This window comes from Acidithiobacillus acidisediminis (assembly GCF_023277115.1).
Taxonomy (GTDB): Bacteria; Pseudomonadota; Gammaproteobacteria; order Acidithiobacillales; family Acidithiobacillaceae; genus Igneacidithiobacillus; species Igneacidithiobacillus acidisediminis.
In genome coordinates this window covers 1-11,906 of sequence record NZ_JALQCS010000003.1, presented here as the reverse complement: position 1 = coordinate 11,906, position 11,906 = coordinate 1, and the positions used below count along the sequence as shown (strand labels likewise).

The following is an 11,906-nucleotide window of genomic DNA, read 5'->3' as shown; positions in this document are numbered from 1 at the left end:
ACATAATTAGCCCATGTTTGCCCATTTTTTGGATTTGAACTCAGCGCTGTCTGAAAAAAATATAAAGCATCATTGACGCGGCCTGCTTGGCTTGCTAGCACCCCCATATTGCTATTAACCTCGGCGTGGTTAGGTTGCTCCACAAGAATGTTTCGATAAAGCTGTTCGGCCTCTTTCAGCCGACCTATTTGATGATAGTGCGTAGCAAGTGACAGTTTTTGTCTTGTAACAGCAAGTTTTTGATCTTCATGCTTTCCTGTTGGCGATGAGGACATCGGCAGCCCATTCCTTCCGAGTAGAATTGTAGCACACCCCCGCCTCGTCGTTGCAAAGGTATACTACAAGTAAGCGGTATTATTTTGAAAAGACAGGTAGAATATCTCTAAAAAACCACTTATCAAAAATATTCTCCATTCCAATCTCTATGGGTCTGATTCCCCGATGCTTGCAGCGAAAATCAGCAAATGGAGGCTATAGTAATACCCCGCAGCTTGCTGCGGGGATTTTTATACCATTGAACTTGTTAGTCATGAATCATATTAGCGCCGGTTTTTCGAGTCACCCAATGATACTAGATGTCCGCGCATGTGCAAGACTATTAATGCTGCGCCTCAAATCAGACCTCGTGTTAGTTAATTCACCATATAACAAACATATCGCTAACACATGCCAGCATGTCTACCGGCACGCTGCTCAGGTTTGATCATATGGGACATAAACACGAATAGTCAACGCTAGATTGCTGCCTCTTAAAATAGGAATCCGGTTTCGACGAGGGCTCTGGCCTGGGTAGGGTTATTCCCTTGCGGACCAAAAACATCGCCCTGAGTGTAACTACTTGCCTGTACGTAGGAAAACTCGGCACGGGCGAAGAAGTCGTGATCCTGGTAGGTGGGTGTCACGGTGATGGACCACGCCTTACTGCCTGGTCCATACATCAGGTTAACCGCACCATCTGTGGCGTTGCCGGTGCTTGCGATATATTCGGCTCGAGCGGCCAAGGTAACGTGAGGGGTGAGGCTATAACTCGCCAGGAGAGCCGCACCCTTGGTCGCCGTGCTGTGTCCCACACCGATAGCGGGGTTGGCGGGTACATGGGTGTACTGGAGGTAGGGCTGAATCATCAATGGACCCGAGCTATAGGTATAGATTAGGTTGTAGATGTCGCTGTTGTTTTGATAGATCGGGGTAGCGAGACTGGTGGAATAATCCGTCTGCCCCGCGTTGCCCATGCCCACGAAGCTCACAGTGTTGGCGGAGTTGATGGTGTAGGACAAGGAGCCGGAGAGCCAGTTGTAGCGGTTGGAGTAGAAACCGTCACTCCATGCCAGAGAAGCACTCAATGGCCCTGCGCTGTAGTTAACTTGCACCCCGCGATTGACAGCGTTTTCCTGGTTCCACAACAAGCCGCGCTCAATGTTCATGTTCTCGAAGGTAAAGGTGTATTCCGCGCCGATCAAGGTGGGGAGCTTGCCGATCAGAACCGAGAAATTCTTGGTGGGCGCGATCTTCAGATAGGCTTGCGGCAATGCGCCGTAATAATCGCTGGTGGTGTTCCCTGTGGAAAGGAACGGCGCGCCCAAGGCGGGCATGTTGTAGGCTCCGGCCTGGAGAAAGAACTGAATCAGCCCGTGCGTTTTCTGGATGAATATCTGGCCATTGCTGATATCGGCGCGGGTGTATTTATCGGGGGTGCCTGCGAGGCCTGGGTTGTCCTGCCAGACGCCCATGCCGCTCATCACGCCGGTGATGTCCAGTTTTCCGAGCGGGCCGGCATTAAACTGAAAAGGAGATGGTGACTGCAGCGGTCCGGTCATCGCTGGCATCGGCAGGGGCGCAGCTTGAGCAGTGTCTGATAGCAGTGCCAAGGTGGACAAAACAACTGTGGATAGGATCGTCAGCTTGCTGCTTATGCGGCGACACTCAATATGAGTGAACATTTTCATCACAATTTCTCCGATTAAAAAACAGTGTTTAGCAATTTTCATGCCACATACAACAAGGTGCGCCCTTTGTTGTTGCACCATAGCAACGCAGCGAATTTTGCATAAAGCTGATAATGATATTTGCACAATATTGGTGCGTCTTGAGGTGTGATGCACCAAAATAGATCATGCAGATCCTGCCAGGATCTCGACACAGGGGCTACCGAAGACCTGAATCTACTGGGCGCTAACGCTGTTACAAAAAGCGATTGCAGGACTGAGCATACGATTGACGACAGGTTTACGAATCGACCGTCCGTACAGGTGAGTACAGAATGCAGTAACCCATTGGACTAATTCGTCCATCCACAAGTTGACAGGTCCCGTCCTTCATCATTCCAGGTCCCATGTTGGGCATATCCCTCATCATACCCGGCCCCATACCGCCCATCATTCCATGTCCGGCAACCCCGCCAGTCGGGATGAAATGTATGCACATCCCGCACATCTTGTGCCCGCTCGGGTGGTCCTGGTAATCGACGACCGCTTTCGCAATCTTCTTGCGCGTCGCGGCGTGGGCTGCTGCGCCGACAAAAGGGTATGCGGCAACTGTCGCAACCATCGTGGCAGCAGTTCTTATCCAACTGCGGCGCGAAATTTGTTTATTCTTTTCCATTAGATGCTCCTCAGTGGGTATGCGCCTATCCAAACTTAGGCAGAAGGGTTTTGCATGTCAACCGCAACCGACAACCCCACAGTCGGGCACTAACTCTTGGGCTCTCGCGCATGGGCTTGAGGGGAGGCTCATCTTAATGGGCTGATTACAAAACAGAAGACTTAACTCAAAAACGAAGGTTTTCTGAACACCTGGTTCCTGGACACTTTTGGGGCCATTCCCAGCCCTGATTCTGTCCATCAACCCGTCCGGTTTTTCAGCGTCCAGCAAACCCCTGCTTCGCCCCTCTCGCAACGGGCCGTTTTTGAGAGACCCCACATTGTGAGAACCAAATCCCTGCCTTTGCTGGCTTCCGCGTTCTCATGAACCGCTCTCGTTTTGGTATGGGCAACCTGCACGACTTTTGAGACTCGTGGCCTGTCACGATTTGGAAACTCTATAGGGGGTCTCCTGGGCGGCGGGGCGGGCCTCGCTAATCGCCAATACCCTGGCCTTTCCCCTGATCTCTCACCAGTCGCCCCTGCCCATTCATCTTCCCCAGCACTTTGCTCCAGCCCGCCGGACGCTGCGCATCCCCCTGGGTGAACGTCGCATACAGCCCTACCGATGGTTGGGTTTTAAACCGCTCCTTCGGTATCGCTACAAAGTGCGGTGCAACACTGCCACCTTTCGATCCGACGTAAACATGGCCTTCATCCACCGCAATCACGGCTCCCGTAAATGACCCTTTCCAGTCATCCCTGCGGCCATACTCCGCTCCATAAGCGCTTATCTGTGCTCTCGGCACCTTCTCCTTCTGTTCCTGCTTGCGCTGGTCCCATGCCTGCCGGGCAGTAAAAACCGCCTTCCGCTCCGCCAGCAGGTCGTCATGAGGATAGACAAAGACCCATTTGTCCCCCTGCTGTTGCCGCTGGTATCCCGCATCCAGATACGCCTGCCGAATAGAAAGACCGCACGCAGAGTCCTTCGCCAAAGCATCCGCCAGAACCACCAGCCTCTCCCGCCGTTCAATGACAGCTTCCGCCCGTTTCGTAAGCTCAGAATCGGTAACCGTCAGCCCCTCTTCTACCGCCGCTATGGCCGCCCGCAGCCGGAAGGTCTCGTCGCCGGTGATCTCGATGGAGTCCCACTTTCTAGCCCCTTGTGCGTACAGAACCAGCGCGATCGCGTCCCTCTCTGGGTGTCCGGCGCCGTGGGGCGCCACGATGACGGGGCCTTGATCGATAAAAGTCACGCCGTCTTTTCTGCGCTCATACAGCAGCCCCTGCTCGTCCTCCATCCATCGGCAATAAAAGCCACGCTGCTCAGCCCGCTCCGTATGCTGATTATCGTACTGGAGAGACAGCACCAGGGAGCGGTCCGCCGCCCACTGGCTCCGGTCGGCATGGCGGATGCCGGGCCGGGTCTCTCGCTCCTGCTGCTCGATTAACGCCGCTTCCCGCGCCTTCGCAGCATGTTCTCTGGCCGCCTTTCGCCGATCCGCCTCTATGGCATCCCGTGCCGTCTGCTCCAGTCGGGCGTCTGTCAGGCCAATGCCCGCCTCGACAAAGGCCCGCGCCGCCCGCTCCTGGAACTCCGCCGTGCCCGTCAGACTGACCCGCTCCCAGCCTTTGGCTCGGGCCAGATCCACCATGGCCTCGATCTCCCGCCCATTGCCGTCCCTGGACGTGATGCGGTCGCCATAGTCGATGATGGTCGCCTCCCGGTTGCTCAGGGTGATACCGTCCGGCCCGCTCTCCACCCGATACCAGCGGCCCATCTTCTCTGCCACGTCCGCGTTATATGCCTGGGTGAGGATGCGCTCCCGCTCCGCCTGCCAGAGGGGCTTGTCGGGGTGCCGGATACCAGGCCGGGTTTCCTGCTCAGTAACACGGTCCCGCTTCAGACCTTGCTTGCGCTGGTCCCAGGACTGCCAGGCATTGGAAACCGCCTTCCGCTCGGCCTGCAGGTCGTCATGAGGGTAAACAAAGACCCCTTTGTCCCCCTGCTGCTGCAGCCGGTATCCGGCATCCAGATACGCTTGCCGGAGAGGCAATCGGCACGAGGGGTCCTTCGCCAGAGCTTCCGCCAGAGCCACCAGGCGTTCCCGCCGCGCCTCCCGCTCGCGCCGGGTCACCCGCCGCTGCCGCTCTGTCCAGCGCTCTTGCGTGGCCTGCCGCGCCCGTTGTGCCTGGGTGCCTACCAGCGCCGCCACGGCCCGCGTGACGGACAGGGTGTCCGGCTGCCCTCCGTGGCTGTCCTCAAACTCCCGCCGTGCGGCTTCCCGGCGCGCGCGCCGCTCCCGCGCCGCTTGCAGGTCGATGATCTCCGCCGACAGTCGCGCCCGCTCCATATTGTGGTCGCTGACCTGCCGGTTGCCGTCTCCCCGGTCGGATGCCTTGCCGCGCCGCTCCATCTCGGAGGCGACCGGCCCCAGATGCTGGCTGGCTTCCCGGTCGATGCCCTGCGCCTCAAGACTGCGGGCGTCGATCCGCGCTCTTACCCCCGCCCGCTCCAGTGCGGCATTGGCTACGCGCTCCCATAACTCCCGAACCGCCTGCACTTCGTCGGCGGCACCGTAGCGATCACCTGGCCGGGTAGGTCCGGCAATCGTGGCATCACGGATCGCCCGCAGCGCACGGTCGGATAATTCAATATGGGCCTTGTCCCCAAACACCAGAACACCATCGGGACCACGACTGACCTGCCGGGTCGTGGTGAGAATATGGGCATGATGGTTCCGATTATCCCCTTCCCGGTCGGGGGCGTGTATCGCAAAATCGACAGCTACCCCATAACGCTCTACCAGGCATTGGCCAAAGTCGCGGGCCAGATCCGTGCGCTGACCAGCGGTGAGTTCTGATGGCAGGGCGACGATCCACTCTCTGGCCGTTCTGGCATCCTTGCGCTTCTCGGCCAGTTCGGCGGCATCCCACAGGCCATTGCGCTCCGCGCCCAGTCCGTCCGGCGCGAGGATCTCCGTATGCTCGACACCGCCCTTGCGGGTGTAGTCGTGGACCAGCCCGGTGCGCACATCCACCAGCTCCACACCCGCCCGATAGGCCGCTGCGGCAACGGCGGACCGTCCCGCGCTGCGCGCTATCGGTTTGGTGCTGGCGTGATAAATGGCCATTCTCGGCTCCTCGCTTTCGGCTTTTGATTCGGCCCCGCCGGGCGCGCTTGACTTCGCAGAAGTCGTAAGTGCGCACTTCAAATGCCAGTGGGGCTAGTCTGTGCTTCATATTATGGCGCGATGCTCCGGTCTGCGCTACCCTGTTCAGGATGACGAATAGACTTTAGAGGATGGATTTATGGCAACAATCGAACAGCAAATTGCACAGAAGGAAGATGAACTGGCCCGCTTGCGGAAAAAATCACGTGAACTAGAAAACGGCCAGAAAATCATCCTGGGGGGCATGCTCATTCACGCCGCTCGGGAAAACGCCAAAATCCGGACTTGGCTGTTGGGGGAAGCCGAGAAGTCCATCACCAGGGAATCCGATAAAAAACGCCTGGCACCGCTACTCGACTCCCTGCGGTTGACGCCAGAGGCAAAACCGCAAAGCGACCAGGAAACCACTTCCGAAGCCATCACCAGCATATTGAGCGACAACGCCATGCGCGACTAGGAACGAACCGGCATCAGTCGCCTGTCGTGCCCATCACCGGGATCATGCGCACATTGATCTGACCGAGGGCTTGTTCCAGACCGGCCACCTTGCCCTCCAGCAACGCCGCCTTCTCCCGCATCAGCGAGGCCTCTCCGCGCCAGTGGTGGATCTCCTGGGTCTGCTCCAGGAGTGCTTCGTCTTTCTCGGTCAGCAGCATCTGCCCCGCTTCCAGCTCGGCACGCACCTGATCCATCTCAGCCGCCAGAAGGTCGGCCAGCTCCACCGCTTCGGCCCGTTCCCGCGCCATCTCCTCCCGGGCGGCTTCCAAGGCTTCCCGGTCGGTTTGTAAACGTTCGTGCGCGATCGCCAGGGCCTGCGCCCAGAGTTCAGCGGCCAGCACCGCGGCTTGCTGAGAGACCGCTACCGGCGCGGGCTCACGAACCGGCTCCGCGATGGCCTGCCGCCCCCGCCATGCGCCCATCGCCTCGCTGATCGTGGTGAACGATCCGCCTCCCACCGCCTTGCGCACCGCCGCCAGAGTAGGCCGCTCCCCCGCCTTCACCAGCGCATCCGCCGCCGCCCAGATCGCTTCCTGTGATGCCATGCCGGAATCCTCTTGAATGTAATAAATTGTATAATATTACATACTATTATTTATTACCATCGTGATGCACCCCTTGTCACAGTGACTTCCCCGCCAAGCCGATTCGCGCGGCGATTTCCCGGAGCAGCCCCAGGGCAATGGCATTGCCTTCCTCATTGCGGGCCTTGCAGTAGGCGATGGCCAGTTGTTCAATCAGGGCAGTATCACTGAGCTGGGACTCATCGCCATAGCCCCAGACCAAGCCCCGGTCCCTTGCCCGCTTCCACCGCATCCGTTCCGCACTGGTCGTTGCCATGAATCTACCCCCACAAGCCGTCACAGTGACAAAGCATAAAACGGTCACCCCCTGCCGTCAATCACGTCCAAGCACGTCCACCCACAGAAACGGCCCCGCAAGGCCTCAAATTTGCCCTACAGCGTACGCAAAGGGCTCTGGCCAGGGAAATCTACCTCAGGGCATCAAAAACCGATTCTGGGTCATTTCTCGATGCCTTTTCGCCGTTGAATAAAAATAAAGGGGGAGCCGATGCCGTAGGCAGTGGGGGACGCAGTCCCCGAAGGGGGTCGATCCGGCGAGCCGAAGGCTCGGACAGGGGGAGCGGCAGGCTCCCCGCCGGGGATGGTTGCGCCCGGCGCCGAAGGCGGCAAGTGGGCGCTCCTTTTCTTTCTTCCGTTGTTGGGTTTTCCACCGCCGGAGGCGTTAAAAGCTTTTCTTAAAAGTTAAATATGCGCGCGCGCGTTACGGTTTCTGGAAGCCTTATGACTATTGGCCTGCGGGTATGTCCGTGTGGGTAAAGGTACGTAACTGGTGTGTGTGAAGGTACGTGTCCATCCACAGAAACGCGTGTGTGAAAGTACGTGCCCATCCACAGGCCGACGTAAATTATCCACAGCTGTCATGCTTGTTTCGTGACCTTCTTTTTCGTATGCGCGGGTTTCTTTAGCAAGTCTCTGATCTGCGCCATTGATCCGGCCCTACCGTTTTTTGGGTAGAAGGTGACTACATCTGCGTCATGATCAAACACGACTTGATAGCCGGGCAACTCGTTAGAATCTGACAACCCTTTAATGAGCCTCCGAAACTCTCGCAAAGTAGCCGAACTGCCACTCTTCTCATGTAGAGTGGCAGTCGTCGCTCGCCACCGTGGCTGGATGCCGCAATGTTTCCTGGCTATCTCATATATACGCCTGTCTAACGGCTTGCGTAGCCGAAAGTAATCCCGATCCAGCGTTAGCACTTGGCGAGCCTTGACCGATCTAAACAACCAATCTGGGAGAGTGACCTCTACCGCTGTCATTCGGTTGTCTCTTCCCCTCTCGACAACCTTCCAGGCATCAATCAAGCCAAATCCTGCGCGCTCACGTTTTCCGTCTGTTTCTATGTTGGTCTCAATGCGGGTCCCGCTTAATCTACGCAAAGCGTCAGCCATCCGATCATAACCAACTCCAGCAACTGGACGATTCGTTGTGACGAGGAAATCATAGGCGACAAATCTGACCGTTCGACTTATATCATCTCTGCCTCGATTGACCGCCTCCATAAGCTGACTTATGCAGTAAATCCAAACGTCTTTATCGTGAATTGTTGCACAACCATACGGCCCAGGTTGTATCTCAACCTTATAATTCCCACGTTCGTAAGTACGAACTCGCTTGTCTCCAGCACGTAAAGCAAAAAGAGGATGCTCCATGCTTGCCGTATCATCTTTCGGTGCCGCATCCAAAATGTCGGCAATGAAAAAATCTCGCTGAATATGCCTGTCTGGGCGTAGGTGGCTACCCATATCGATGACAGCGCCTACCTACTCTGTCCATGCTTCTCCAGACTCTCCATGTACTGGCGCAGAACCTGGTTCATCAAGACTTGGTAGCGCCCACCGCGGGACTTGAACCAAGTAATAACATCTTGATCGACTCTTATGGTTATAGGTTTTTTAGCACCATGATCTAGAACTTTTGCTTCTTTCCAGAAATCGGCACCCAGTTCGGGCGCATCACTATAATCGATGTCATCATCGCCCAACGCGTCCAAACGATTCCAGTCAGTCTGGGAAGTTGCCTGATTATCAACCCCTACGGTACGCGTAATAACTGCAGGCTTATTCATTTGTTGCGTTTTCATAAGATCGAGTCTCCCGGCTATTAGCCTTTCGCAATGAGATGATCCGGACGACGTTTGCGCTCCTGTTGGTGTAAACAACGACCATCACCCTTCCCTCTATGCGACCAGTCCCAACATAGCGGGATTCACCATATTCTCGTCTGGCATCCTCTGCCACAAGCATGATCCCATCCCACATTTTTGACGCATCCACAAAATCAACCCCGTGTTTTTCAAGGTTGATAAGGCGCTTTGCTTCATCCCATTCAAAAATCATATGTACAATAATACATACTTACCATGGCCGCCACCAACGCTTTCCTTGCACGACTCCAGGGCTATCTTTCTGGTGAGTTAGCAATGCTGTAGTTTTGCCGACCTGCTCACGTAGCCAAGCCACTTCCTGTTCTTTGGCCCTAAGATATTCACGCAGCACTTCATTTTCCGACTGCAATGCGCTAATTACACTGTCTTTTTGGCTGTTTTTATCATGTCCGTGACTGTCCTCTATTATGTCCTTACTGTTGTCGCCACAAACCAAGCCTCCGAAGACTCTTATCAGCTCTGAAGTATCAACAACCTTTCGCCCATCACGGTCCGTTTCTACTGTCATCGCACCAGTATTTATGTACTTCTCGTAAAGATGCGATCGACTCTTGCCGACCATCCTTGCAGCTTCTGATATGTTGACCTTAGCCATGTACGCACCTGTACTTTAGTGTTGTCGTCAGTGTTATATCTCCAAATGGCAATCACCGCCACAGTTTCTCGAAGCGCACCGGGTTGGTGGCCGTGTAGCGCACCGTATGCTGGATGTTCCGGTGCCCCAGATAGTCCTGGATGAGCCGGGTGTCGGCGCCCTGGTCGGCCAGCGCAAAGCCGCAGGCGTGCCGGAGCATGTGGGGATGGGGCGGCAGGGCCAGCCCCGCCAGCGCCCCATAGCGGCGCAGCAGCGCCCAGATGGTCTTGCGGGACAGTGCCGTCCCCCGTGTACTCAAAAACAGCGCATGGCGATCCAGGGCCGCCCCGGTGCCGCCTTCTTTCCTGCGCCACTGCCGCAGCCAGCGCTCCCGCTCGGCCATCCAGCCTTTCAGCAGGCGGATCTCCTCCGTCCGCAGCGGCTGGGTGGTGGACAGCCCGCCCTTGAGCCGCTGCACCTGGAGAATCCTGCTCTCCAGATCCACCTGGTCCACCCGCATGGCGCAGGCCTCCGTCACCCGCAGACCGTGGCGGAACATCAGGAGGATCAAACAGCGGTCGCGCAGGCCGGTCCGGGGATTGTCTTTCGTGGCCGCCAGCAGGCGATCCACCTCCAGGGTGGTGAGATGCTTTCTTTCGCCCTCCGAGGCCGCCCGGCGCTTTTTAGGGGTGGCTACAGCGACAGGCAACAGATCCTGTCCTGCGGACGGCAAATCAGGGGGCAAGACAGCGGCTACTGGCTCGACCGGATCGGGTGCCGCATCCGTCACTGTGACAGTTTCCGCTGGCACCCCCCCGAACAACTCCCCCTGCCCGGGCACGACTGGAACCCCGGTCTCCGCCTCGATCACCCCCTGCCGTTTCCGCCCTGTTTTCCCGTCCGCCATCGCGCAAAATCTCCACCGTGATCGTAATGTCTCATAATAGCCCCTTCCGGCCCTTGCCTGGTAGCTGGAGAATCAGTACATTAAGACTTCGCCGGCCGCGGTCCACGAGACAGAATGATGCCATATGTCTCGTTACCAATAGAGAATTTAGAGCTAGTTAGTAGCGCATTCCTGTCATACTCTAGTGTATTGTAGCGCCAAGGTTTACCAGCGCCTCTGAATGGCTCGGATTAGCAGTAAGCGCCTTTTGAAAAGACGCCATGGCTTCCTCTGGGCAGCCACGCTGGCGAAGTATGACCCCGAGATTCACCAGTGCGTCAGCTTGGTCCGGTTTGATAGCGAGAGCCTGTCGGAGGATGGTTTCAGCTTCGTCTAATCGGCCTTGTTTGCTGAGGACTGCACCCAAGTTTATCAATGCGTCAGCGTGCTCTGGTTTAAAGGTGACGGCCTGTCTGAGAATGGTTTCAGCTTCGTCCAAGCGGCCTTGTTTGTTGAGTGTGGCACCCAGGTTTACCAATGCGTCAGCATGTCCCGGCTGGATAGCGAGTGCTTGTCTCAGGAGGGTTTCGGCTTCGTCTAAGCAACGGCCTTGTTTGCTAAGGGCCGCGCCTAGGTTCATTAATGCCTCTTGATAATCTGATTTAATAGTGATTGCTTGCCGGAAGAGAATTTCCGCCTCTTCCCATTGATCCTCATGACCAAGTATAACGCCCAGATTCATAATGGCCTCTGGATAATCAGGTTTGATAGCAAGAGCCTTTCTGAGTGTGGTTTCTGCCTCATCCATGCGACCCTGGTGGCCTAGTGCAACACCGAGCCTCATTAACGCTTCCAGGTAATCCGGTTTGATGGTTAAGGCTTTCCGGAGGGCAGCTATCGCCTCATCCATGCGCCCTTGGTCGCTAAGTATGGCACCGAGGTTCATTAAAGCCTCTGGGTATGCAGGCTTAGTGGAAAGCGCTTTTCTAAAGGCTGCTTCGGCTTCCGAAAAGCACTTCTTTCCTGCAAATATCGCGCCTAGTATAAATATGCTTTCGGCATTGTCAGGCATTAAATATAAAACCTTCAAAATTGAATATTCAGCATCCGAGTATCTATTCTGATATAGTAGCAAAACTGATAAATTATGGAGCGCAGCTACATTATTTTCATTAATATTAAGAGCATCAGAGAGAACACGTTCGGCATCCAATAGTTTACCTTGCCGACGAAGCACTTCACCTAGCATGGCCATCTCATTTGAAGGGCTATCTTTTATAGCGATCAAATTATGCAAAATATTTTCAACATCCTCCCAGCACTGTAAGTTTAGTGCTTGATTATAAACCCCCTCAAACATCAAGGAAAAGTTTTTGTCAATTGTCAGTGCCTGTTGTAGGGCTGCGCTGGCCTCTTGAATGCGTCCTGTGTTGTAAAGCAGTACC

Annotated in this window: 12 protein-coding genes and 1 pseudogene; 1 reads left to right on the top strand and 12 read right to left on the bottom strand. The window is 55.8% G+C overall.

The window, feature by feature from the left end; genetic code table 11:
- The 4 genes and pseudogenes from M5D89_RS14175 to mobQ form a co-directional block, all read right to left on the bottom strand.
- Positions 1-275, bottom strand: a pseudogene (locus M5D89_RS14175) (tetratricopeptide repeat protein); the annotation flags it as partial.
- A 474-nt stretch (positions 276-749) separates the two neighbouring features.
- Entirely contained in the window at positions 750-1,940 is a 1,191-nt protein-coding gene (locus tag M5D89_RS14170; protein ID WP_431307178.1) for a porin, read from the bottom strand.
- A 286-nt stretch (positions 1,941-2,226) separates the two neighbouring features.
- Positions 2,227-2,601, bottom strand: coding sequence for a hypothetical protein (locus M5D89_RS14165; protein WP_248886515.1), 375 nt, complete (start codon positions 2,599-2,601; stop codon positions 2,227-2,229).
- A 472-nt stretch (positions 2,602-3,073) separates the two neighbouring features.
- Positions 3,074-5,713, bottom strand: coding sequence for a MobQ family relaxase (mobQ, locus tag M5D89_RS14160; RefSeq protein WP_248886514.1), 2,640 nt, complete (start codon positions 5,711-5,713; stop codon positions 3,074-3,076).
- Between the two features lie 178 nt (positions 5,714-5,891).
- On the opposite strand from mobQ, the gene M5D89_RS14155 reads away from it, so the two are divergent.
- Positions 5,892-6,209, top strand: coding sequence for a hypothetical protein (locus tag M5D89_RS14155; protein ID WP_248886513.1), 318 nt, complete (start codon positions 5,892-5,894; stop codon positions 6,207-6,209).
- 13 nt (positions 6,210-6,222) lie between these two features.
- On the opposite strand, the gene M5D89_RS14150 is transcribed toward M5D89_RS14155, so the two are convergent.
- From M5D89_RS14150 to M5D89_RS14115, 8 genes are all read right to left on the bottom strand, one after another.
- Positions 6,223-6,795: a DNA-binding protein gene (locus tag M5D89_RS14150; protein WP_248886512.1), complete on the bottom strand. Its 573-nt coding sequence runs from the start codon at positions 6,793-6,795 to the stop codon at positions 6,223-6,225.
- A 76-nt stretch (positions 6,796-6,871) separates the two neighbouring features.
- Entirely contained in the window at positions 6,872-7,090 is a 219-nt protein-coding gene (locus M5D89_RS14145) for a hypothetical protein (protein WP_248886511.1), read from the bottom strand.
- Between the two features lie 601 nt (positions 7,091-7,691).
- Positions 7,692-8,579, bottom strand: a complete 888-nt coding sequence (locus tag M5D89_RS14140) for a replication initiator protein A (RefSeq protein WP_248886510.1) — start codon at positions 8,577-8,579, stop codon at positions 7,692-7,694.
- A 14-nt stretch (positions 8,580-8,593) separates the two neighbouring features.
- A complete protein-coding gene (locus M5D89_RS14135; protein WP_248886509.1) occupies positions 8,594-8,917 on the bottom strand; it encodes a BrnA antitoxin family protein in 324 nt (107 codons plus the stop codon).
- A complete protein-coding gene (locus M5D89_RS14130; protein WP_248886508.1) occupies positions 8,895-9,173 on the bottom strand; it encodes a BrnT family toxin in 279 nt (92 codons plus the stop codon). The genes M5D89_RS14135 and M5D89_RS14130 overlap by 23 nt, the downstream gene beginning before the upstream one ends.
- Before the next feature lie 18 nt (positions 9,174-9,191).
- Positions 9,192-9,596 (bottom strand): hypothetical protein, encoded by a 405-nt coding sequence (locus M5D89_RS14125; protein ID WP_248886507.1) that lies wholly within the window; start codon positions 9,594-9,596, stop codon positions 9,192-9,194.
- Between the two features lie 52 nt (positions 9,597-9,648).
- On the bottom strand, positions 9,649-10,482 hold the full coding sequence (locus tag M5D89_RS14120; RefSeq protein ID WP_283103199.1) for a tyrosine-type recombinase/integrase: 834 nt from the start codon (positions 10,480-10,482) through the stop codon (positions 9,649-9,651).
- Positions 10,483-10,663: 181 nt separating this feature from the next.
- On the bottom strand, positions 10,664-11,906 hold a 1,243-nt coding region (locus M5D89_RS14115), incomplete at its 5' end, for a tetratricopeptide repeat protein (RefSeq protein WP_248886506.1).

What these genes read in the sequence shown, in the direction of transcription:
- M5D89_RS14170 (WP_431307178.1), bottom strand. Translation starts at nt 1,940, where the DNA reads ATGTTCACTCATATTGAGTGTCGCCGCATAAGCAGCAAGCTGACGATC.
- M5D89_RS14165 (WP_248886515.1), bottom strand. Translation starts at nt 2,601, where the DNA reads ATGGAAAAGAATAAACAAATTTCGCGCCGCAGTTGGATAAGAACTGCT.
- mobQ (WP_248886514.1), bottom strand. Translation starts at nt 5,713, where the DNA reads ATGGCCATTTATCACGCCAGCACCAAACCGATAGCGCGCAGCGCGGGA.
- M5D89_RS14155 (WP_248886513.1), top strand. Translation starts at nt 5,892, where the DNA reads ATGGCAACAATCGAACAGCAAATTGCACAGAAGGAAGATGAACTGGCC.
- M5D89_RS14150 (WP_248886512.1), bottom strand. Translation starts at nt 6,795, where the DNA reads ATGGCATCACAGGAAGCGATCTGGGCGGCGGCGGATGCGCTGGTGAAG.
- M5D89_RS14145 (WP_248886511.1), bottom strand. Translation starts at nt 7,090, where the DNA reads ATGGCAACGACCAGTGCGGAACGGATGCGGTGGAAGCGGGCAAGGGAC.
- M5D89_RS14140 (WP_248886510.1), bottom strand. Translation starts at nt 8,579, where the DNA reads ATGGGTAGCCACCTACGCCCAGACAGGCATATTCAGCGAGATTTTTTC.
- M5D89_RS14135 (WP_248886509.1), bottom strand. Translation starts at nt 8,917, where the DNA reads ATGAAAACGCAACAAATGAATAAGCCTGCAGTTATTACGCGTACCGTA.
- M5D89_RS14130 (WP_248886508.1), bottom strand. Translation starts at nt 9,173, where the DNA reads ATGATTTTTGAATGGGATGAAGCAAAGCGCCTTATCAACCTTGAAAAA.
- M5D89_RS14125 (WP_248886507.1), bottom strand. Translation starts at nt 9,596, where the DNA reads ATGGCTAAGGTCAACATATCAGAAGCTGCAAGGATGGTCGGCAAGAGT.
- M5D89_RS14120 (WP_283103199.1), bottom strand. Translation starts at nt 10,482, where the DNA reads ATGGCGGACGGGAAAACAGGGCGGAAACGGCAGGGGGTGATCGAGGCG.